Consider the following 22,085-nt stretch of genomic DNA (forward strand, 5'->3'; position numbering starts at 1 on the left):
CGGCGGGCGGCGTCGTCAGCCGGCGAGCAGCGTCCCGACCGCCAGGCCCGCGGCGGCGAGTCCGACGCCGCCGACGACCGTGACCGCGACGTTCGCGACGGCCGCGCGCACGCGCCGGCGGTCGGCCAGCCGCACGGTGTCGACCATCCAGGTCGAGAAGGTCGTGAGGCCGCCGCAGAAGCCCGTGACGACGACGAGCAGCAGCAGGGGGTCGCCCGCGAGCGCGCGCGTCGCGAGCCCGGCGACGAACGCCCCGGCGAGGTTCGCCACGAGGATGGGCCATGGCAGGCGCTCCGGGTGCCCCAGCCGCGTGAGCGCGAGCCGCACGACGGCGCCGAGGCCGCCCGCGACCGCGACGAGCACGAGCCCGAGGCCGGCGATCACGCGTCCGCCCCCTGCCGCGGCGCGTCGCGCGAGCCGAGCCGCAGCCCCGCCCACGCCGCCGCGACGCCGAGCACGATCGACGCCGCGAGGTACGCGAGCGTCATCGCGGAGGGCTGCTGCGCGACGGCGAGCGCGAGCGCGCTGAACGTCGTGAAGCCGCCCAGGAGCCCCGTGCCGAGCCCCGCCTGCAGCCAGGCGGGCGCGACGGGCCACGCGCGGGCGACGAGCAGCCCGAGCGCGAGCGCGCCGACGACGTTGATGCCGAGCGTCTGCCACGGATGCGCGTCGAGCAGCGCGAGGTCGATCGCGGTGCGCGCGCCCGTGCCGATCGTGCCGCCCACGAGCACCGCGATCCACGGCGCGAGCCGCATCCACGGCGTCGTCGCCCCCGCCCTGCGCCCGGTCATCGTCGCGACTGTCGCCCGTGATGCTGGCGCACGGGTCGCCGGGCCGTGCCGCGGCGCGCATCGCCGGGCAGCGGCCTGCCCTCGCGCTCCTCGAGCAGCCTCGCCGACTGCAGGCGCCACGGCACGAGCGCGATCGTCACGCCGTGCGTCAACGCGAGACGCTGCCGGACGCGTCGCGACTTGTGGTCGTGGAGGATGCGCTCCCACCAGTGCCCCATGACGTACTTCGGCATGTAGACCGTGACGACCTCCGGGCCGTGCTCGGCGCGCCGCGACTCGAGGTGGTCGAGCACCGGCTGCGACACGTCGCGATAGGGACTCGGCAGGATGCGCAGCGGCACGCGCACGCCCTGCCGCACCCACGCCCGCTTCAGCCGCTTCGCCGCGTCGGGGTCGATGGCCGAGTGCACGGCCTCGAGCGACTCGTGCCTCGCGGCGATGGCGTAGTCGAGCGCCTTGAGCACGGGCTTCGTCAGCTCGCCGACGAGCACGATCGCGTGGTCGCCCTTCGCGCCGAACACCGTGTGCTCGTCGGGCGCGATCTCCTGCCGCACGCGGGCGTAGTAGCGCTGGATCGCCCACATGAGCACCCACAGCACGGGGCCGATGAGGAAGACGAGGTACGCGCCGTGCGTGAACTTCGTGATGGTGACGACGACGAGGACCGTCGCGGTCGAGATGGCGCCGACGACGTTGATGCCGAACGCGAGCGGGTCGAACTCCCTGCGGTGCCGCGGGTCGCGCCGCAGCCGCAGCCAGTGCACGACCATGCCCGCCTGGCCGAACGAGAACGACACGAAGACGCCGATGATGTACATCTGGATGAGGGCGTTGAGGTTCGCCTGCGTCACGACGACGAGCAGCACGGCGCCGAGCGCGAGCACGACGACGCCGTTGGAGTAGACGAGGCGGTCGCCGCGCGTGCGCAGCGCCTTGGGTGCGAAGCCGTGGTCGGCGAGCACGCTGCCGAGCAGCGGGAAGCCGTTGAAGGCCGTGTTGGCCGCGAGCAGGAGCACGAGCGCCGTCGCCGCCAGCAGCACGAAGAACAGCGGCGAGCCGTCGCCGAACACCGCCGCGCCCAGCTGGCCGATGACCGACTGCTGCGGCGTCGTCTCGCAGTCCGCGAAGCCGACGAGGTCGCACGGGTCCTCGGCGTAGTGGATCTGCGACACGAGGCCGAGGAACGTGATGCCCGCGAAGAGCGACGTCGAGACGACGCCGAGCAGCACGAGCGTGACGCGCGCGTTGCGCACCTTCGGCCGGCGGAAGGCGGGCACGCCGTTCGAGATGGCCTCGATGCCCGTGAGCGCCGAGCACCCGGAGGCGAACGCGCGCAGCAGCAGGAGCATGATCGCCGCCTGCGACAGCGCATCCGTCTGCACCGAGTACGCCGCCGACGAGGCGACGGGCGCATCGCCCGCGATCGTCTGCACGACGCCCGCGACGATGAGCGCGACGACGGATGCGATGAACAGGTACGTCGGGATGGCGAACGCCCGACCCGACTCGCGCACGCCGCGCAGGTTGACGGCCGCGAGCAGCACGATGCACCCGACGGCGATCTCGACGCGCAGCGGCGCGAGCTGCGGGAAGGCCGAGATGATGTTGTCGACGCCCGACGACACCGACACCGCGACGGTCAGCACGTAGTCGATGAGGAGGGCGCTCGCGACGACGAGCCCTGCGCGCGGGCCGAGGTTGCGGTGCGCGACCTCGTAGTCGCCGCCGCCCGACGGATACGCCTTGACGGTCTGCAGGTTGCCGGCGACGACGATCGCGATGAGCAGCATGACGCCGATCGCGACGTACGGCGCGTTCGCGAGCATCGCGAGGCCGCCGATGGTGAGGATGAGGAACATCTCCTGCGGGCCGTAGGCGACGGACGACAGCGCGTCCGAGGCGAAGATCGGCAGGGCGACCTTCTTCGGCAGCAGCTCTCCCTCGAGCTGCTCGGTCGGCAGCGGCTTGCCGATGATCCAGCGCTTGGCGGAGCGCTCGTCCGAGGTCACGAGGCGCGATGCTACTCCTGCACCCCATCCGCGCCGCACGCGCCGTCCGACATGGCCGCGCAGCGGGACGCGCAGGCGGGCCTCGCGGGGCGCGCGCGTCCCCCGCAGGGGCGCAGGAGCCGTGCGATATGCTCGGGCGCGCCATCCGCCGAGGCGTCTGCAGGCCACGACCGAGGAGCACGATTGTCCAGGAAGACGATCAGCGTCGTCATCCCGAGCTACAACGAGGAACGTAGCGTCGAGGAGATGGTCGACCGGGTCACCACGGTGTTCCGCGACCGGCTCCCCGCGTACGACTACGAGATCATCTTCGTCGACGACTTCTCGACCGACGGCACGCGCGCCACGATCCGCCGCCTCGCGGCCGTCGACCCGCACGTGAAGGGCGTCTTCAACGCCCGCAACTTCGGGTTCCACCGCAACATCTTCTCGGCGCTCACCTATGGCAGCGGCGACGCGACCTTCATGCTCTTCGGCGACCTGCAGGATCCGCCCGAGAACATCCCCGAGTTCGTCGAGCGCTGGGAGCAGGGCGGCAAGGTCGTCGTCGGCCAGCGTCGCTCGAGCGACGAGGGCTGGTTCATGACCGTCCTGCGCAAGCTCTACTACACGACCATCCGCCTCTTCTCGGACACGACGCAGATCGCGCGATTCACGGGCTACGGCCTCTACGACCGCGAGTTCGTCGAGATCCTCAAGCGCATCGACGACGTGCAGCCGTTCTTCAAGGCGATCGTCGCCGAGTACGGGCTGGGCATCGACATCGTGCAGTACGACCAGGCGAAGAGCGCCCGCGGCAAGTCGAACTTCAACTTCCTGAAGAACTACGACTTCGCGATGCAGGGGCTCACGTCGTCGACGAAGCTCATGATGCGCTTCGCGACCTTCCTCGCGGGCATCGTGGCCCTCGTGTGCTTCGGCGTCGCGGTGTTCGTCATCGTGAACAAGCTCGTCAACTGGGAGCGGTACGAGGTGGGGGAGGCGTCGGTCACGGTCGGCATCTTCCTGCTGGGCGCCGTGCAGCTGTTCTTCATCGGGGTGCTCGGCGAGTACATCCTCAGCATCAACAGCCGCGTGACCCAGAAGCCGCGCGTCGTCGTCGGCGAGTGGGTCAACCTGCGCGGCGGATTCGACGGCCGCACGCTCGACGCGCCGGCCGCCGACGCGACCGTCGAGCAGGCGGAGCGGCCGCGTCCCGAGATCGCCTGATGGCGGCGGCAGCCGAGGCGGCGCCCGGCGCCGCCGGCTCGCCCGGCACGCGCAGCGACCGGCTGCGCAGGCTCGCGGTGCAGTTCGCGAAGTTCCTCGTCGTCGGCGGCATCTCGTTCACCGTCGACTACGGCATCTTCCTGCTGCTGCACACGGTGCTCGGCGTGCCGTACGTCATCGCGAGCACGGTGTCGTTCTCGCTGTCGCTCGTGCTGAACTACGTGCTGACGCTCAAGTACGTCTTCGTCGCGCAGCCCGGTCGATCGGTGGCGAAGGAGTTCGCGATCTACGTCGGGCTCAACATCGTGGCGCTCGGCCTCAACCAGCTGATCCTGCTGCTGTCGGTCGAGCTGCTGGGCGTCTGGCCCGAGGTCGGCAAGCTCATCGCCACCGCGGTCGTGCTCGTCTACAACTTCATCGCCCGCAAGATGCTCATCGAGCGCCCCCGACCGCGCGAGCGGGCGGCGGCCGCCGAGCGAGCCGCGGCGAGCACCACCCAGGAGGGTTCCGACGCATGACGAGGGATGACGCGGCAGACGGCGAGCGCGCCGCGCAGCACGAGGACGAGGCGCACGCCGCCGATGCGACGCCCGCCGAGGGCGGCGTCGAGGCGCAGGCCGAGGCGGACGCGGCGGCCGAGGCGACGAGCCCTCGCACGGCGTCGGACGTCGACGCCGCAGCGGCGACGCCCGCGACCGCGACGGCCACGCGCGAGCGGGAGCCGTGGCAGCCCGGTCGCGTCGGCCGCGCGCTCGACCGCGCGCAGGGCCGAGTCGGCAGCGTGCTCGGCCGTGCGGGCGGAGCGGTCGGCGGCAGCGTCGTCGGGCGCTGGTTCCGTCGCACCGAGCAGCCCGGCGTCGTCGACTGGCTGCTGCTCGGAGCGCTCGCGCTGCTCGCCTTCGTGACGTTCCTCTACGGCGACGTGCGCGCGACGTACGAGCACTCGATGAACTTCCTCGACGCGGTCTTCACCGGCCGCCTGCAGGACTTCTACCAGATCGCGATCGACAACAACTCGTTCGGCCACCCCGCCGTCTACGACGTGCCCGTCTACCTCGTCTTCGGCATCTGGAACCTGCCGACGTACCTGATCCACCAGCTCACCGGCTTCGACTACCTCAACTCGATGCCGGCGCAGCTGTGGCTCAAGGCGATGATGGTCTTCTTCCTCGTGCTCGCTGCGAAGACGGTCGTCGACATCGCTCGCACGGCGGGGATGACGCGGCAGCGCGCGCGCTGGGTCGGCTTCTTCCTGCTGAGCTCGATGGCGGCGTTCGTGCCCGTGCTCGTCATCGTGCAGTACGACATCGTGTCGGTCGCCCTGATGCTGCTGGGCATCCACGCGTACATGCGCGGGCGCACGCGCTCGTTCCTGCTGTGGTTCCTCGCCGCCAACACCATGAAGCTCTTCGCGGTGTTCGTGTTCGTGCCGCTCATCCTGCTGCGCGAGAAGCGCCTCATCCCCGCCGCGGCCCAGATCGTGGTCGGCATGCTCGGCCTCGTGGCGTGCAGGCTCCTCTACCGCGGCGACCTCGCCTACGCCATCTCCACCGGCGGCTTCACCGACGACATGATCGACCGGCTCACGATCTCCGGCTTCGACTGGCACTCGGGCATCACCGTGCCGGCGTTCGTCGTGATCATGGTGTGCCTCGTCGCCTTCGCGTACCTGAAGCGCATCACGAGCGACCGCGAGCGCATCGCGTTCGCGATCTACATCCCGCTCGTCGCGTTCCTGAGCTTCTGCGTGCTCGTGCCGCTCAACCCGTACTGGATCACGCTCGTCGCGCCGTTCGCGGTGCTGATCATCTTCCTGAACCCGCGCTTCCTCGTGTTCAACACGCTGGTCGAGACGGCGACGGGCATGGTGCTGCTCGTCACCTACGGACTCGTCGGCTTCTCGATGTACAACGCCGGCATCTTCGACGACCTGCTCCTGGGCGAGCTCGTCGCGCCCGCGGCCTCGCCGCGATGGAGCACGCTCCAGTCGCTGCTGAGCGGCGCGGGTCTCGGCGAGTACGCGCCGTTCCTCGTCGGCTTCCTCGTCGCCGCGCTCATCCTGACGCTCGTCGTCAACTACCCGCGTCGCGCCTTCGTGCTCGGCATGCCGAACGTCGAGCGCGTGCCGCGCACCATCGTGCTCGTGCGCCTCGGTGCGATCGCCGCCTTCCTCGGCCTGCTGTTCGCGATGTACCTCGCGCCGGCGCGGCCGGTGGCGTACTCGTCGACCTCCGGCACGCCCGTCGCCAACCCGACCGACCTGCTCGTCGAGGGCAACGTCGTCGAGCAGGAGCTCGAGTTCGACGACGCGCTCGAGGTCTCGAGCCTCGAGGTCGGCTTCGACGCGCAGGTGTCGTGGCTGAACACCGCCGCGGTCACCGTCGAGCTGCTCGGCCCCGACGGCGCGTCCGTCTACACCGGCTCGGCGCCCGTCAACACCCTGGGCGTCGGCGTCACGGCCTTCGACACGGGCGACCTCGTGCTCGACGCCGGCGAGACGTACACGCTGCGGCTCACCGCCGGGCAGAGCGACGCGGGCGGCCAGCTGCTCGTGCAGCTGAACCCCGAGCAGGACTCGTTCGTCACGACGTCGAACGGGCTCGAGGTGCCGGGCGACGTCGTGCTCGTGCTCGACGGCGCGGTCCGCTAGGGCGCGAGGCCCCGGCGCCCTCGCCGCGATCGGGCGCGATCGGTGCACCGCGCGTCGCATGAGACAGCGTGGCTCATCGGACAGGATGCTGTGAGACCAGCCAGAAGGGGCTCCGACGGATGACGACCGACGACACGGCCGACCGCGCTCGCCGACACGACGACGCCTCGGCCGACGGCCCCCGCGACGCTCCATCGACCGATGGCGCCGCGACCGCGGACGCGGATGGCGGCGCGGCGCACGCGCGCGCCGACGCGCAGCCCGCGCGCACCGCGACCGAGGAGCGCGCATCCGAGCCCGACGCGGGCTGGCGACCCGGTCGCGCCGGCGTCGCGCTCGACCGCGTGCAGGATCGCGTCGGCGCGGTGATCGGCCGCGGCGCCGACGCCGTGCGCGACAGCCGCGCAGGCCGCTGGTTCCAGCGCACCGAGCAGCCGGGCGCGGTCGACTGGCTGCTGCTGGGCGCCATCACGGTGCTCGCCTTCGTCACCTTCCTCTACGCCGACGTGCGTGCGACGCTCGATCACTCCCTGACCCTGCTCGACGCGATCTTCGCGGGCAGGGTGCAGGACTTCTACCAGCTCGCGATCGACCAGACGCTCTCGGGCCACCCCGCCGTCTACGACGTGCCGGTCTACCTGGTCTTCGCCATCTGGAACCTGCCGACGTATGTGATCCACGAGCTCACGGGCTTCGAGTACATGAACTCGGTGCCCGCGATGCTGTGGGTCAAGGCGATGATGCTGGGCTTCCTGCTGCTCGCCGCGAAGACGGTCGTCGACATCGCGCGCACGGCCGGGCTCACGCGGCAGCGTGCACGCTGGGTCGGGTTCTTCCTGCTGAGCTCGATGGCGGCGTTCGTGCCGGTGCTCGTGATCGTGCAGTACGACGTGATCTCGGTCGCGCTGATGCTCCTCGGCATCCACGCGTACATGCGCGGTCGGACGCGATCGTTCCTGCTGTGGTTCCTCGCAGCCAACACCATGAAGCTCTTCGCGGTGCTCGTCTTCATCCCGCTCATCCTGCTGCGCGAGAAGCGCGTCATCCCGGCCGCGGGCCAGCTGGTCGTCGGCATGCTGGGCCTGCTCGCCTGCAGGCTGCTCTACCGCGGCGACCTCGCCTACGAGATCTCGACGGGCCGCTTCACCGGCGACATGCTCGATCGGCTCACGTACGCCGGCTTCGACTGGCACTCGGGCATCACGGTGCCCGTGTTCGTGGGCCTCATGGTCGGGCTCGTGATCTTCGCCTACGCGAAGCGGCTGACGAGCGAGCGCGAGCGGATCGCGTTCGCGATCTACGTCCCGCTCGTCGCGTTCCTCGGCTTCTGCGTGCTCGTGCCGCTCAACCCGTACTGGGTCATGCTCGCGGCGCCCTTCGGCGTGCTCATCATCTTCCTCAACCCGCGGTTCCTCGTGCTCAACACCCTCATCGAGACCTCCATGGGCCTCGTGCTGCTCGTGGCCTACGCGCTCCTCGGCTGGCTGACGTACGGCGGGATCGTCGACGCCCTCCTGTTCGGGCAGCTCGTGCCGCGCGCCGATCCGCAGCGGTGGTACTCGATCCAGGACATGTGGCCGGGCGACGCGACCTGGGAGCGCGTGCCCTTCCTCGTCGGCTTCCTCGTCACGTGCCTCGTCGCGTCGCTCGTCATCAACTACCCGCGCCGCGCGTTCCTCGCCGGGATGCCGAACCTCGAGCGCATCCCGCGCTCGGTCGTGCTCGTGCGGCTCGGCGTGCTCGCCGCGTTCCTGGCGCTGATCATCGCGACCTACGTCGTGCCCGCGCGGTCGGTCGCGTACTCGTCGGCGTCGCCGACGGTCGAGCCCGTGCCCGACACGACGGACCTGCTGCTGCCGGACGCCGTCGTGGAGCAGGAGCTCGAGTTCGACGACGACCTCGCGGTGACGCGGATGGAGATCGGCTTCGACGCGGAGGAGGTGGTGTGGGTGAACGTCGCCGCCGTGCACGTCGAGCTGCTCGGGCCGGACGGCGCCGCCGTGTACGAGGCATCGGCACCCGTCAACACCCTCGAGGTCGGCGTCACGGGCTTCGACACCGGCGACCTCGTGCTCGAGGCGGGGACGACGTACACCCTGCGCCTCACCGCGGACGAGAACGACGAGGGCGGCGAGGTGCTCGTGCAGCTGAACCCCGAGCAGGACTCGTTCGTCACGACGTCGAACGGGGTCGAGGTGCCCGGCGACATCGTGCTCGTGCTCGACGGCGCGGTGCGATAGCCGCCCCGGCGCCGACGGCGCGGCGCACCCGGGAGGTGGGGCCGCGCGGCAGTATCCTGACGGGCGGCGACTCGGCCGCCCGCGGGCGACGGAGCACGCGACGACTTCGCGAGAGAGGGTGGCTGCGGTGCAGCGAACGTGCCTGGTGACGGGTGGAGCCGGGTTCATCGGCACCGAGCTGCTGCGGCAGACGACCGGAGCGTACGACCGCGTCGTCGTGCTCGACTCGCTGCTGCCGCAGGTGCACGCCCAGCCTCCCGTGCTGCCCGACGGCGTCGAGCTCGTCGTCGGCGACGTCGCGGACGCCTCGGCATGGGCCGCCGTCGTCGAGGCGCTGCGCGACGCCGACGCGCTCGACGTCGTGCACCTCGCCGCCGAGACCGGCACGGGCCAGTCGCTCGCCGAGCCCAGCAGGCACGCGCTCGCGAACGTCGTCGGCACGACGCGCCTCACGGAGGCGCTCGACGCCGCGGGCGCCCGCCCCGACCGCATCGTGCTCGCGAGCTCACGCGCCGTCTACGGCGAGGGCGCCTGGTCGTTCGACGGCGAGCTGCGCTACCCGGGCCAGCGCGGCGTCGAGCAGCTGTCCGCGAGCCAGTGGGACTTCCCGGGCGCGGAGCCCGTCGCGATGCGCGCCGACCTCGTGCACCCGGATCCCGTGAGCGTCTACGGTGCGACGAAGCTCGCGCAGGAGCACCTGCTCGCCGCCTGGTGCGTCGCGCACGGCGTGCCGCTCACGGTGCTGCGGCTGCAGAACGTCTACGGCGTGGGCCAGTCGCTCACCAACTCGTACACGGGCATCCTGCCGCTCTTCTGCCGCATGGCGCGCACGGGCGCCGCGATCCCCCTCTACGAGGACGGCCTCGTGCGCCGCGACTTCGTGCACGTGACCAACGTCGTCGCCGCGATGCGCGCCGCGCTCGCGACGACCGTCGGCGGCGTCGAGACGCTCGACGTCGGGTCGGGGGAGTTCGCGACCGTCGAGCACGTCGCATCCGTCATCGCAGCGGCGTACGGCTCGCCGGCCCCCGAGGTCTCGGGCGACTTCCGCCACGGCGACGTGCGGCACGCGTGGGCCGACACCTCGCGCACCGAGGAGGTGCTCGGGTGGACGCCCGTCGTGCCCCTCGACGCCGGCCTGCGCGAGCTCGTCGCCTGGGTCGACGACGTGCTGGGCGCCCAGGCACCCACCGCCTGACCGGCCCCGCTCGCGGGACGAGCGAGCCGCGACCGGTGCCCGGCTTGACGTTGACGCTGCGTCAACTCGTAGCGTGCAGGGCATGGAGTGGTCGATCCAGCAGCTCGCACGCCTCGCAGGCGTGACCTCGCGCACCCTGCGGCACTACGACGCCGTGGGGCTGCTCGCGCCCAGCCGCATCGGCGCCGGCGGGCAGCGGCACTACGACGCCGCCGCGCTCGCGCGCCTGCAGCGCATCCTGCTGCTGCGGCAGCTCGGCGTCGGCATCCCCGCGATCCGCGAGAGCCTCGCCGACGCGTCCGACGCGGAGGCGCTGGGGCACCACCTGCGGTGGCTCCGCCAGGAGCGCGACCGGATCGACAGGCAGATCCGCGCCGTGGAGCACACGGCGTCCGCGGCACGGGAGGGAGGCGTCATGGACGCCGAGCAGGCATTCGACGGGTTCGACCACCACCGGTACGAGGAGGAGGTCACGGCTCGCTGGGGCGCCGACGCATGGCGGTCGGGCGACGACTGGTGGCAGCGGCTCGGCGAGGAGGGTCGCGCGGCGTTCCAGCAGGAGCACGCCGACCTCGCCGCCGGGTACGCCGCAGCGCGCGAAGCGGGCCTCGCGATCGACGGCGAGGTCGTGCAGGGGCTCGTGCAGCGGCACCACCGGTGGATCGCCGCGAGCTGGCAGACCGACGAGCCGGACCTCGACGCCTTCGCGGGGCTCGGCGACATGTACGTCGCCGACGAGCGCCTCGCGGCGGCCTACGGCGGACCAGAGGCGGCGGCGTTCGTGCGCGACGCCATGCGCGCGTTCGTCGCGGCGAGGCGCGACGGCTGATCCGCTCCGCGCGGGTGCGCGGCGTTTGTGACGCCGCTTGACGCACGCGCGTGCCTCTGCCGCGCCCGCTCCGTAGCGTCGGTCGGGTCGAGAGGAGGCCGACCATGGCCGCAGTCGGGCTCGGCGACCGCCTCGCGGGGCTGTCGCTCGGACGCTCCACGCCCGCCGCCGTGCGCGTGGCCGGACTCGGTCGAACCTTCGGCGATCGCTCGGTGCTCGACGGCGTCGACCTCGAGGTCGCACCCGGCGAGATCGTCGCGATCATCGGCGCCTCCGGCTCGGGCAAGTCGACGCTCCTGCGCATCGTCGGCGGCCTGGACGTCGCCACCGAGGGCGTCGTCACGATCGACGACCGACCCGTGACGGGCATCGACGATCGCGTCGCCGTGGGCTTCCAGGAGCCGCGGCTGCTGCCGTGGCGCACCATCGCCGGCAACGTGGCCTTCGGCCTGCCCGCGCACCTCGACCGCGCCGCCGGCCGCGAGCGCGTCGCCGCGCTGCTCGACCTCGTCGGCCTCGACGACTTCGCAGGGCACCGCCCGCGCGCGGTCTCCGGCGGCATGGCGCAGCGCACCTCGCTCGCCCGAGCCCTCGCCCGCGATCCCGGCGTCCTCCTGCTCGACGAGCCGTTCGGCGCCCTCGACGCGCTCACGCGCATGCGCATGCAGGACCTCCTGCTCGGCGTGCTCGAGACGGCGCCCACGACGGTGCTGCTCGTGACGCACGACGTCGAGGAGGCCCTGCAGCTCGCCGACCGCGTCGTGCTGCTCGGCGCCGACCCGGATCGGCCGGGCGCGCGCATCCAGCAGATCGTGACCGTGCCGGGGGAGCGCCCCCGCGATCGCGGCTCCGCCGAGCTCGCCGAGCTCCGCGCCCGGCTGCTCGCCGGCCTCGGCATCGACCGCCACGCGCACTGACCCTCGCTCGTCCCACGCATCGCCCGACACCATCCGAGAGATCCCCATGGCACGCACCGCATCCCCCTCCCGTCTCGCGGCGCTCGCCGCGGGCGCCATCGTCGTCGCGCTCGCCCTCACGGGCTGCGTCGCCGGCGAGGACGCCCCGGCGGCCTCGCCCGACGCCGACGGCGGCACCGCGACGACCGTCGCGATCGACTGGGCGACGTACAACCCGCTCTCGATCGTCATCCGCGACCAGGGCTGGCTCGAGGACGAGGGCTACGACGTCGAGTGGACGCAGTCGCTCGGGTCGTCCGCCGCGAACGAGGCGCTGCGCGCCGGCGCGATCGACTTCGGCTCGACGGCCGGCTCTGCGGCGCTGCTCGCTCGCGCGAACGGTGCGCCGCAGCAGATCGTGTCCGTCGTCGCGCAGCCCGAGTGGGCGTCGATCGTGACGCCCGAGGGCTCGGACGTCACGTCGGTCGAGGATCTGCGCGGTCGCACGATCGCCGCGGCGCTCGGCACCGACCCGTACTTCTTCCTCGTGCAGTCGCTCGAGCAGGCCGGGCTGTCGATCGACGACGTCACGGTCGAGAACCTCGCGCACGCCGACGGCTGGGCGGCGCTGCAGGGCGGGTCGGTGGACGCATGGGCGGGCCTCGACCCCATCACGGCGACGGCCGAGGCGGCGGGCGCGACGATCCTCGCCACCGACCTGTCGCTCAACTCCTTCTCGGTGCTCAACGCGTCGGAGGAGGTCATCGAGGCCGATCCCGAGCTCGTGCAGACCGTCGTCGACCTCTACGAGCGCGCTCGCGCCTGGGCGCTCGAGCACCCCGAGGACATGGCCGCGCTGCTCGCGGAGGCCGCCGCGATCGAGCCGTCCGTCGCCCAGACCGTCATCGACGAGCGCGAGGGCCTCGACGTCTCGGGCGTGCCCGGCGACGAGCTGCTCTCGGTGCTCGAGCCCATCGGCGCCATCCAGGTCGAGATCGGCGACGTCGCCTCGCAGGATGCCGTGGACGCCGCGCTCGACACGCTGCTCGCCCCGGAGTTCGCGCAGCAGGCGGTCGACGCCGGATGACCGACCAGGCCCTGCTGACGACGACCTCCGACGCGACGGCCGCCGCGCTGCTCGCCGGACGCGCGAGCGAGGGGCGGCGGACGCGGCCGCGCGCGCTCGACCGCGCCGGCGTGCGGGCGGCGCTCGGCGCGGCCATCCCGCTCGCGCTGCTCGTCGTCTGGTGGGCCCTCACGATCCCGGGCGCTGCGATCGTGCCGCCCTTCCGCTTCGCGAGCCCGCTCGCGGTGTGGGAGGCGGGCGTCGACCTCGCCGAGCGCGGCGAGCTCGGCCGCTTCGCCGCCATCTCGCTGCAGCGCGTGCTCATCGGCTTCGTCGCGGGCGCGGCGCTCGGCCTCGTCGTCGGCGGCGTCGTGGGCCTGTCGCGCCTCGCCGAGTCGCTGCTGGCGCCGATCCTCGGCGTCGTGCGCGCCGTGCCCAGCCTCGCGTGGGTGCCGCTGCTCATCGTCTGGTTCCAGATCGGCGAGCAGTCGAAGGTCATCCTCGTCGCCATCGGCGCGTTCTTCCCGGTGTTCACGACCGTCTCGCTCGCGCTGCAGCACGTCGACCGCCACCTCGTGGAGGTCGCGCACGCGTTCGGCAGGCGCACGCTCGGCACCTTCGCCTCCGTGCAGCTGCCGTCGGTGCTGCCCGCGCTCTTCACCGGCCTGCGGCTCGCGCTCGTGCAGGCGTGGCTCTTCCTCGTCGCCGCCGAGCTGCTCGGCGCGTCCATGGGGCTCGGCTTCCTGCTCTCGCGCGGCCAGTCGAACGGCCGCGTCGACCACATCCTGCTCGCGATCGTGCTGCTCGCCGTGCTCGGCAAGCTCACCGACTCGGTGCTCGCGGTCGTGCAGCGCTGGGCTGCGAGGCGCTGGTCGTGAGCGCGCTCGAGGCGCTGCGGCTGGAGACGCGCGCCTTCGGGCCGCCGGGCGCGATCGCCGCCGACGCCAACGTCGGGCCGGAGGTCTGGGACGAGGCGGCCGCCGACCCTGACGCCTTCTGGGAGCGGGCGGCGCACCGGCTCGACTGGGCGACCCCGTGGGACACGGTCCGCACGTGGCAGCCGGCCGAGCCGACGGGCGCCGCGAACGCCGACGGCACGCCCGAGCTCACGGTGCCGGCCGTGACGTGGTTCGCGGGCGGCACGCTCAACGCGTCGGTGCAGTGCGTCGACCGGCACGTCGACGCCGGGCACGGCGACCGCGTCGCGACGCACTTCGAGGGCGAGCGCGGCGATCGCCGCACCGTCACGTACGCCGAGCTGCAGCGCGAGGTCGCGCGTGCGGCCAACGCGCTCACGGCGCTGGGCGTCGAGCCGGGCGACCGCGTCGTCGTCGTGCTGCCGCCGCTCGTCGAGACGCTCGTCGTCACGCTCGCGATCGCCCGCATCGGGGCCGTCCACTCGCTCGTCTTCGGCGGCTTCAGCGCCGACGCCGTGCGCTTCCGCCTCGAGGACACGGGCGCGAAGGTGCTCGTGACGAGCGACGGCCAGCTGCGTCGCGGCGAGGCCGTCGCGGTGAAGGGCCGCATGGACCTCGCGGCCGAGGGCGTCGCATCCCTCGAGCACGTCCTCGTCGTGCGGCGCACGGGCGACGAGACGCCCGACGTGCCGTGGACCGAGGGCCGCGACGTGTGGTGGCACGAGGCGCTCGCGGCGGCATCCGACGAGCACGAGGCGCAGGCGTTCGACGCCGAGCATCCGCTCTTCATCATCTACACGTCCGGCACGACGGGGCGGCCGAAGGGGCTCGTGCACACGACGGGCGGCTACCTCGTGCAGGCGTCGTGGACGCACTGGGCCGCCTTCGACCACAAGCCCGACGACGTGCACTGGTGCACCGCCGACCTCGCGTGGGTGACGGCGCACACGTACGCGATCTACGGTCCACTCTCGAACGGTGCGACGCAGGTGCTCTACGAGGGCACCCCGGATGCGGGCCATCGCGGGCGGCACCTCGAGATCGTGGAGCGCTACGGCGTCACGACGTACTACACCGCCCCGACGCTCGTGCGCTCGCTCATGACGTGGTTCCCCGACGGGCCGGCGTCCGGACCGCACGCGGGGGCGTGGGACCTGTCGAGCATCCGCCTGCTCGGATCCGTCGGCGAGGCCATCAACCCCGAGGCGTGGATGTGGTTCCGCGAGCACCTCGGGGCCGGGCGGGCGCCGATCGTCGACACGTGGTGGCAGTCGGAGACCGGCGCCGCGATCCTCGCGCCGCTGCCGGGCGCCTCGACGCTCAAGCCCGGCTCGGCGACGCGGGCGCTGCCCGGCGTCGCGGCGCGCATCGTCGACGAGCACGGCGAGACCGTGCCGTTCGGCGAGGGCGGCTACCTCGTCGTCGACCGACCGGGCCCGGGCCTCGCGCGCACCGTGTGGGGCGATCCCGAGCGGTACCGCGACGCGTACTGGTCGAGGTTCTGGCAGCAGGGCGCGTTCTTCTCGGGCGACGGCGCCGCATGGGATGCGGACGGCGACATCTGGGTGCTCGGTCGCGTCGACGACGTCATCAACGTCTCGGGGCACCGCCTGTCGACGATCGAGATCGAGTCGGCCCTCGTCGCGCACCGCGAGGTGGGCGAGGCCGCCGTCGTCGGCGTGTCCGATGCGCTGACGGGCCACGCCATCTGCGCCTTCGTCACGCCGTCGCGCGGCCACGCGCCCGGCGTCGGTGGACGGGACGCGCACGTCGACGCGCTCGCCGATGCGCTGCGCGCCCATGTCGCCGAGGCGATCGGCCCGGTGGCGAAGCCGCGGCACGTCGTCGTCGTGCCCGACCTGCCGCGCACGCGCTCGGGCAAGATCATGCGCCGGCTGCTCGTCGACGTCTTCGACGGTCGTGCCCTCGGCGACACGACCTCCCTCACCGACGAGACGGTGCCGGAGCGCATCCGCGTGGTCGTGCACGGCTGAGCGATGCGCAGGGCGTGCGCGTCTCGCGTCGCAGGTTCAGGGGTCGAGGCGCATCGGGAGCCTCGGAGCAGCGTCGAGACGCATGATGCCACCTCGCGATCGTCCTCGCTCAGGTGCGTGGTGTCGCCGTCGGAGGAGCGCACCTGCTGCGCAGGCGCAGGTCCACACCAGCAGCACGACCGTGCTGGCCGAGGCATCGAGCTGCAGCGCGCCCCCCTCTCGGACGAGGGGCATGAGGGCGTTCGCGGGCAACGGCGCCGATCCTGCGGAGACGGCGCTGGGCAGGAGCTGGCCGACGTTCGCGAGCAGCACGAGGGGGGTGCCCTGCGTCATCTGCTGCAGCTGGTCGGATCGCCGAGCAGCAGGGCGGCGATGCCCAATCGCTGCCTCATGCCGAGGGAGTACGTCCCGATCCGACGGTGACCGACATCCTCGATCCCGGTGAGCTCCAGGACGTCGTGCACGCGGTCCATGCCGATGTCGTGGGTGAGTGCCAGCGCCTTGAGATGGTCGATCGCCTTCCGCCCGGGGTGCGCCGCACGAGCGTCGAGCAGTGCCGCTGCGCTGGACATCGGACTCTCGAGCTCTGCGAACGCCCGGCCGTCGATGAGCGCCCGCCCTGCATCTGCCCGTTCGAGAGCCACCAGGATGCGCAATGCCGTCGTCTTGCCCGAGCCATTGGGACCCAGCAAGCCGGTGACCTCGCCCGACCGGGCTTGGAAGCAGACGTCTGACAGGGCGTGCACGGCTCCGAACGACCGCGACACGCCCTCGAAGGTCAGCATGCGCTCACCTCTGCAGTACCCGGTTCACGGTCGCCGACGTCACGCGCCGAGCGTGTAGACGCGAACCGTCCCCCCCCCCGCACCAGGCGTGGGGGTTGACGAGGGTGTAGCCCCCGTTGATCGTCACCAGCGGCCCCCGGTCGGTCCACCTCGGGAAGGGCGCCACGGTGTTGCACTCGACGTTGAGACGCACTCGTCCGGTACCCGTGCAGGTCGCGGTCGCCTGGGTGCCCGTGGTCCCGGCGTTGTAGCATCGCACCGTCGCAGCCTGGGCGGTCGCAACACCTGCCAGCGGAGCGACGAATCCGAGCGCCAGGGCGAGGCTCGCGATGCGGATCAACCGCTTGGTCCGAGGAGCGATGCCCATGTCCACTCCTGACTCGTGTCGTGCTCAGAGCGTGATGCCTCCGAACGCGAATCACTGGAGCGAGAGCGCATCTGTGGTCCGATGTCAGCGGGTGATCCGCAGATGTCTGCCGGTCGCCGCGGCGCCCTCGGCCGCATCGTCGAGTCGGGTCAGGACTGCGCCATCGTGCACAGCCCCCCGCGGATCGTCGCTGCGAGCGCCGCGCGTCGTCGCGCGTGCAGCGCCGGATGGTCGAGCTCGGTCGCGACCGCGATGAGCGACTGCTGCGCCCACGTCGCGGCCGTGGCGAGCAGCAGCGCCCAGGCGTCGGCGGCCTCGACGTCGTCGCGCACGGTGCCGAGCCGCTGCTGCTCGGCGATGGCGCGCACGTGGTCGTCGTCCGTCGACTCGCGACCCTCGTAGAGGAACCCGTGCGGCTCGCGCTCGAGCCGCTTCCACATGATGAGCCGCATGAGCGCGGGGTCGGCGACGTAGTCGTCGTAGAGCCTGGCCGCGTAGCCGGGGAGGTCGTCGGCCGTGAAGGGCACGCGGTCGCCGTTGCCGAGCACGTGGTCGTCGAAGACCGCGTCGAACAGGCGGTCCTTCGCGCCGAAGTAGGCGTAGAGCATCGGCTTGCTCATGCCCGAGCGCGCGGCGATGCGGTCGACGCGCGCCCCTGCGATGCCGTGCTCGGCGAACTCGTCGGTCGCGGCATCGAGGATGCGTCGGCGGGTGTCGTCGGCGGTCGTCACCCTGCCAGGGTAGCCAACCTACCGACCAGTAGGTAGCATCGAGGGATGCAGACCACCGCCTTGCTCGCATCCGCCCCGGGACAGCCTCTGCGGTCCACCCCGATCGACCGTCGCGACCTGCGGCCGGACGACGTCGACGTGCGCGTGACCCACTGCGGCGTCTGCCACTCCGACCTCCACGCCCTCCGCTCGACCGACGCGGGCGCCTTCCCGCTCGTGCCCGGCCACGAGTTCGTCGGCGAGGTCGCGGCCGTCGGCTCGGCCGTCGAGGGCTTCGCCGTCGGCGAGGCCGTGGCGGTCGGCAACATCGTCGACTCGTGCGGTGCCTGCCGCATGTGCCTCGCCGAGCAGCAGAACATGTGCGAGGAGTTCCCGACCCTCACGTACGGCGGCCGCGACCGCGTCGACGGCACGCCGACCCTCGGCGGCTACTCGGGCCGGTACGTCGTGCGCGAGCGGTTCGTCTACCACCGCCCGGCGAACCTCGATCCGGCGGCCGTCGCGCCGCTGCTGTGCGCGGGCATCACCGTGTGGGAGCCGATGCGGGCCTGGGGCGTCGGCGAGGGCACGCGGCTCGGCGTCGTCGGGCTCGGCGGGCTCGGGCACCTCGCGGTGCGACTCGGGCGGGCGCTCGGGGCCGAGGTCACCGTCTTCACGACGACGGCGGCGAAGGCCGCGGACGCCGAGCGGCTCGGAGCGACGAGCGTCGTCGTCTCCACCGACCACGAGGCGATGGCGGCCGCTCGCAGCACGATCGACCTCGTGATCGACACCGTGGCGGTGCGGCACGACCTCGCGCCGTATCTCCGCGTGCTCGACCTCGACGGCACGCTCGTGACGCTCGGGTACCTCGGCCCGCTCTCCGTCGACGCCATGGACCTCCTCACGGCTCGTCGCCGCCTCGCATCCTCCGGCAGCGCGGGGCGCCGCTGGACGCAGGACCTGCTCGACTTCTGCGGCGAGCACGGCATCGCCGCCGACGTCGAGGTGCTGCCCGCCTCCGAGGTCGACGTCGCGCTCGACCGGCTCGCCGCGAACGACGTGCGCTACCGCTTCGTGCTCGACCTCGCCGAGCTGACCTGACGCCACCTCCTCCGGGAGGCACGGAGACGGTACCGGGGGAGGATGCCGGCCCTCGCGGCGCGGAGGATGATGGAGGGGTGCATCTGCTGTCCGTCGCGAGCCTCGCCAACCGCGCGCTCGTCGCCCTCGTCACCATCTGCGTCGCCATCTTCGGAGGCGTCGCGCTCACGAGCCTGCGCACCGAGCTCGCGCCGGACATCACGCTCCCGCAGGTCGTCGTCGCCTCGCAGTACCCGGGCGTCAGCCCGGACATCGTGGCGAGCGACCTCACCGACCCCATCGAGGATGCGCTGCAGTCGGTGCCGGGCCTCGAGACGACCACCGGCACGTCGACGACGGGATCCTCGACGGTCGTCGCCGCCTTCACGTACGGCACGAACCTCGCGACGACCGAGCAGCGGGTGCAGCAGGCCGTGAACCGCATCGCGTCGCTGCTGCCGGAGGGCGTGACGCCCACCGTGCTCACGGGATCCATCTCCGACCTGCCGATCATGCAGATCGCCGTGCCGAGGGGCGACGACGAGGCGGCCCTCGTCGACCGCATCGAGCAGGTCGTGCTGCCCGCGATCGAGCGGCTCGAGGGCGTGCGCGGCGCGGACATCTCGGGCGCCGAGGGACAGCGCGTCACGATCACGCCGAACGACGACGCCCTCGCGCAGGCCGGCCTCACCCGTCAGGCGATCGGCGACGCCATCGACCAGAACGGCGTGCTGCTGCCCGGCGGCACGATCACCGAGGCCGGCGAGACGCTCAGCGTGCAGATCGGCGGCACGCTGCAGACGGTCGACGAGCTCTCGGCCGTGCCGGTCGCGCCCGGGCTCACGATCGCCGACGTCGCGACCGTCGGCCTCGAGGCCGACCCGGCGTCGTCCGTCGCGATCGTGAACGGCGAGCAGTCGATCAGCATCTCGATCACGAAGCTGCAGACCGCCAACACCGTCGAGGTCTCGAACCTCGTGCAGGAGCTGCTGCCCGACCTCTCGGACGACCTCGGCGGCGTCGAGCTCACGGTCGTCTTCGACCAGGCGCCGTTCATCTCCGAGTCCATCGACGCGCTCGCGACCGAGGGCGCGCTCGGCCTCGCCTTCGCCGTGCTCGTCATCCTCGTCTTCCTGCTGTCGGTCCGCGCGACGCTCGTCACGGCGATCTCGATCCCGACGTCGCTGCTCATCACGTTCATCGGCCTGTGGGCGACCGGATACACGATGAACATCCTCACCCTCGGCGCGCTCACGATCGCGATCGGTCGCGTCGTCGACGACTCGATCGTCGTCATCGAGAACATCAAGCGGCACCTGGCCTTCGCGCCCTCGCGCATCCGCGCGATCCTCGACGCCGTGCGCGAGGTCGCCGGCGCCATCACCGCCTCGACCGTGACGACCGTCATCGTCTTCCTGCCGCTCGCGTTCGTCACCGACGTCACGGGCGAGCTCTTCCGTCCCTTCTCGCTCACGATCGTCATCGCGCTGCTCGCGTCGCTGATCGTCGCGCTCACGATCGTGCCCGTGCTGGCCTACTGGGTGCTGCGCGCCCCGGCCGGCTCGGACGCCGCGCTGGAGCGAGCGGAGGATGCGCAGCCCGTCGCCGCGCCCGTCGCGACCCCCGCCCCGCGCCGCACGCTGCTGCAGCGCGTGCTGCGGCGCCCCGTGCCCGTCGCGGCGCCCGAGCGGCCCGCTCCCGCACGGCCCATGCCCGAGGAGGCGCCGGGCAGGCTGCGGCTCGGCTTCCGCCCGATCCTCGCGTGGGTGCTCGCGCATCCCGCAGCCGTGCTCGTGGGCGCCGTCGTCGTGTTCGGCGGCAGCGTGGCTGCCGCGCCGCTCATGGCCGTCAACTTCCTGGGCGACACCGGCCAGACGAGCGTGCAGGCCACCCAGGTGCTCGAGCCGGGTGCATCCCTCCAGACGCGGCTCGACGCCGCGACGGCCACGAGCGACGCGCTCGAGGACGTCGAGGGCGTCGAGATCGTGCAGGCCACGGTCACGCAGGGCGCCGGCGCGTTCGCGGGCTTCGGCTTCGGCGGCGGCGGATCCGGCGAGGTCTCGTACGCGATCACGGCCGAGGAGGGCGCCGACATGCCGGCGCTCACCGAGCGCATCCGCGACGTGCTCGACGAGCAGTCCGGGGAGGCGACGATCGCCGAGGGCGGCGGCGGCTTCGGCGGCAGCGACATCCTCGTCGACGTCACCGCGCCCACCGAGGACGAGCTCGTGAGCGCGACCCAGGTCGTCCGCGACGCCGTCGCAGACCTCGACGACATCGCAGCCGCAACCGACAGCCTCGAGGCCGCGCAGCCCATCGTGCAGGTCACGATCGACCGCCAGGCCGCCGCGGACGTCGGGCTCGGCGAGGTCGCCGTCGCGGGACTCGTCGCGCAGGCGATGGAGCCGCAGCCCGTGGGCGACATCCAGCTCGAGGGCTCCGTCGTGCGCATCTACCTCGCGCCCACGGGCGACGTGCAGACGCTCGACGCGCTGCGGCAGGTGCCCATCACGACGCTCGCGGGCATCGTGCCGCTCGACGACCTCGCCGACGTCTCCGAGTCGCTCGGCCCGGTGAGCATCGCGACCCTCGACGGCGAGCGCACCGCGACGGTCACCGTGACCCCGGCCGGCGACGACGTCGCGGGCGTGGGCGGCGCGGTGCAGGAGGCCGTCGACGGGCTCGACCTGCCGGACGGCGCGTCCGCGACCGTGGGAGGCGCGGCGGCCGACATCGAGGAGGCGTTCACGCAGCTGGGCATCGCCGCGCTCATCGCGGTGCTGCTCGTCTACGTGGTCATGGTCGCGACGTTCAAGAGCCTGCTGCAGCCGCTGCTGCTGCTCGTCTCGGTGCCGTTCGCGGCGACCGGCGCCATCCTCATGCAGCTCATCACGGGCGTGCCCCTCGGCGTCGCATCCATGGTGGGCGTCCTGATGCTCGTCGGCATCGTGGTGACGAACGCCATCGTGCTCGTCGACCTCGTCAACCAGTACCGCGACCGCGGGCTGGGGGTGCGCGACGCGCTCGCGCAGGGTGCCGAGCGCAGGATGCGGCCCGTGCTCATGACGGCGGCCGCGACCGTCTTCGCGCTCGTGCCCATGGCGCTCGGCATCACCGGCCAGGGCGGCTTCATCTCGCAGCCGCTCGCGATCGTCGTGATCGGCGGACTCATCTCGTCGACGCTCCTGACGCTCGTGGTGCTGCCGGCCCTCTACCTCGTCGTCGAGGGGGCGCTCGAGCGTCGTCGCGTGCGCGCGGGCAAGGGCACGCGCGCCGAGGTGCGATCGGAGCTGCGGGCCAGCGCGTCGTAGAGGCGGCTCACAGGAAGCGCACGAACGCGC

General features: G+C 72.4%; 17 protein-coding genes. 12 read left to right on the plus strand and 5 right to left on the minus strand.

The window, feature by feature from the left end; genetic code table 11:
- Positions 1-15 precede the first annotated feature (15 nt).
- From ABD249_RS01665 to ABD249_RS01675, 3 genes are read right to left on the minus strand one after another with little or no spacing between them, the layout of a single operon-like run.
- Complete coding sequence (locus ABD249_RS01665) at positions 16-384, minus strand: fluoride efflux transporter FluC (protein WP_344339639.1); 369 nt, start codon at positions 382-384, stop codon at positions 16-18.
- Entirely contained in the window at positions 381-791 is a 411-nt protein-coding gene (locus ABD249_RS01670) for a CrcB family protein (RefSeq protein ID WP_344339640.1), read from the minus strand. Before ABD249_RS01670 ends, ABD249_RS01665 begins: the two co-directional genes overlap by 4 nt.
- Positions 788-2,800, minus strand: coding sequence for an APC family permease (locus tag ABD249_RS01675; RefSeq protein ID WP_344339642.1), 2,013 nt, complete (start codon positions 2,798-2,800; stop codon positions 788-790). Before ABD249_RS01675 ends, ABD249_RS01670 begins: the two co-directional genes overlap by 4 nt.
- Before the next feature lie 183 nt (positions 2,801-2,983).
- Between ABD249_RS01675 and ABD249_RS01680 the strand changes: the two genes are divergently transcribed.
- The 10 genes from ABD249_RS01680 to acs all read left to right on the plus strand — a co-directional run bounded on the left by ABD249_RS01680 (position 2,984) and on the right by acs (position 15,799).
- Entirely contained in the window at positions 2,984-4,009 is a 1,026-nt protein-coding gene (locus tag ABD249_RS01680) for a glycosyltransferase family 2 protein (protein ID WP_344339643.1), read from the plus strand.
- On the plus strand, positions 4,009-4,527 hold the full coding sequence (locus ABD249_RS01685; RefSeq protein WP_344339644.1) for a GtrA family protein: 519 nt from the start codon (positions 4,009-4,011) through the stop codon (positions 4,525-4,527). Before ABD249_RS01680 ends, ABD249_RS01685 begins: the two co-directional genes overlap by 1 nt.
- Positions 4,524-6,659 (plus strand): Ig-like domain-containing protein, encoded by a 2,136-nt coding sequence (locus ABD249_RS01690; protein ID WP_344339646.1) that lies wholly within the window; start codon positions 4,524-4,526, stop codon positions 6,657-6,659. The genes ABD249_RS01685 and ABD249_RS01690 overlap by 4 nt, the downstream gene beginning before the upstream one ends.
- Positions 6,660-6,778: 119 nt before the next feature.
- Positions 6,779-8,899, plus strand: coding sequence for a hypothetical protein (locus tag ABD249_RS01695; protein ID WP_344339647.1), 2,121 nt, complete (start codon positions 6,779-6,781; stop codon positions 8,897-8,899).
- 127 nt (positions 8,900-9,026) lie between these two features.
- Complete coding sequence (locus ABD249_RS01700) at positions 9,027-10,097, plus strand: NAD-dependent epimerase/dehydratase family protein (RefSeq protein WP_344339648.1); 1,071 nt, start codon at positions 9,027-9,029, stop codon at positions 10,095-10,097.
- Positions 10,098-10,179: 82 nt separating this feature from the next.
- A complete protein-coding gene (locus ABD249_RS01705) occupies positions 10,180-10,926 on the plus strand; it encodes a MerR family transcriptional regulator (protein ID WP_344339651.1) in 747 nt (248 codons plus the stop codon).
- Positions 10,927-11,030: 104 nt separating this feature from the next.
- Positions 11,031-11,843: an ABC transporter ATP-binding protein gene (locus ABD249_RS01710; RefSeq protein ID WP_344339652.1), complete on the plus strand. Its 813-nt coding sequence runs from the start codon at positions 11,031-11,033 to the stop codon at positions 11,841-11,843.
- Between the two features lie 46 nt (positions 11,844-11,889).
- Complete coding sequence (locus ABD249_RS01715; RefSeq protein WP_344339655.1) at positions 11,890-12,909, plus strand: aliphatic sulfonate ABC transporter substrate-binding protein; 1,020 nt, start codon at positions 11,890-11,892, stop codon at positions 12,907-12,909.
- Complete coding sequence (locus ABD249_RS01720; RefSeq protein ID WP_344339656.1) at positions 12,906-13,766, plus strand: ABC transporter permease; 861 nt, start codon at positions 12,906-12,908, stop codon at positions 13,764-13,766. Before ABD249_RS01715 ends, ABD249_RS01720 begins: the two co-directional genes overlap by 4 nt.
- Positions 13,757-15,799, plus strand: a complete 2,043-nt coding sequence (acs, locus tag ABD249_RS01725) for an acetate--CoA ligase (RefSeq protein ID WP_344339863.1) — start codon at positions 13,757-13,759, stop codon at positions 15,797-15,799. The genes ABD249_RS01720 and acs overlap by 10 nt, the downstream gene beginning before the upstream one ends.
- Positions 15,800-16,128: 329 nt before the next feature.
- Here acs and ABD249_RS01730 read toward each other — a convergent pair whose 3' ends face one another.
- A complete protein-coding gene (locus ABD249_RS01730; RefSeq protein WP_344339658.1) occupies positions 16,129-16,584 on the minus strand; it encodes an ATP-binding cassette domain-containing protein in 456 nt (151 codons plus the stop codon).
- A 516-nt stretch (positions 16,585-17,100) separates the two neighbouring features.
- Positions 17,101-17,682 carry a TetR/AcrR family transcriptional regulator gene (locus ABD249_RS01735; RefSeq protein ID WP_344339660.1) on the minus strand — a complete coding sequence of 194 codons (582 nt, stop codon included), beginning with the start codon at positions 17,680-17,682 and terminating at the stop codon, positions 17,101-17,103.
- A gap of 45 nt (positions 17,683-17,727) precedes the next feature.
- Between ABD249_RS01735 and ABD249_RS01740 the strand changes: the two genes are divergently transcribed.
- The gene (locus ABD249_RS01740; RefSeq protein ID WP_344339662.1) at positions 17,728-18,765 is read left to right on the plus strand and encodes an NAD(P)-dependent alcohol dehydrogenase; all 1,038 of its coding nucleotides are present in this window, start codon (positions 17,728-17,730) and stop codon (positions 18,763-18,765) included.
- Between the two features lie 77 nt (positions 18,766-18,842).
- Positions 18,843-22,055: an efflux RND transporter permease subunit gene (locus ABD249_RS01745; RefSeq protein ID WP_344339663.1), complete on the plus strand. Its 3,213-nt coding sequence runs from the start codon at positions 18,843-18,845 to the stop codon at positions 22,053-22,055.
- Positions 22,056-22,085 lie beyond the last annotated feature (30 nt).

Origin of the sequence: Agrococcus versicolor (assembly GCF_039531815.1) — a bacterium.
Classification (GTDB): Bacteria; Actinomycetota; Actinomycetes; order Actinomycetales; family Microbacteriaceae; genus Agrococcus; species Agrococcus versicolor.

Bases quoted from the DNA above. Each gene is read 5' to 3' on its own strand.
- ABD249_RS01695 (WP_344339647.1), top strand. From the start codon at position 6,779: ATGACGACCGACGACACGGCCGACCGCGCTCGCCGACACGACGACGCC.
- ABD249_RS01710 (WP_344339652.1), top strand. From the start codon at position 11,031: ATGGCCGCAGTCGGGCTCGGCGACCGCCTCGCGGGGCTGTCGCTCGGA.
- ABD249_RS01730 (WP_344339658.1), bottom strand. From the start codon at position 16,584: ATGCTGACCTTCGAGGGCGTGTCGCGGTCGTTCGGAGCCGTGCACGCC.
- ABD249_RS01685 (WP_344339644.1), top strand. From the start codon at position 4,009: ATGGCGGCGGCAGCCGAGGCGGCGCCCGGCGCCGCCGGCTCGCCCGGC.
- ABD249_RS01690 (WP_344339646.1), top strand. From the start codon at position 4,524: ATGACGAGGGATGACGCGGCAGACGGCGAGCGCGCCGCGCAGCACGAG.
- ABD249_RS01715 (WP_344339655.1), top strand. From the start codon at position 11,890: ATGGCACGCACCGCATCCCCCTCCCGTCTCGCGGCGCTCGCCGCGGGC.
- ABD249_RS01720 (WP_344339656.1), top strand. From the start codon at position 12,906: ATGACCGACCAGGCCCTGCTGACGACGACCTCCGACGCGACGGCCGCC.
- ABD249_RS01740 (WP_344339662.1), top strand. From the start codon at position 17,728: ATGCAGACCACCGCCTTGCTCGCATCCGCCCCGGGACAGCCTCTGCGG.
- ABD249_RS01705 (WP_344339651.1), top strand. From the start codon at position 10,180: ATGGAGTGGTCGATCCAGCAGCTCGCACGCCTCGCAGGCGTGACCTCG.
- ABD249_RS01670 (WP_344339640.1), bottom strand. From the start codon at position 791: ATGACCGGGCGCAGGGCGGGGGCGACGACGCCGTGGATGCGGCTCGCG.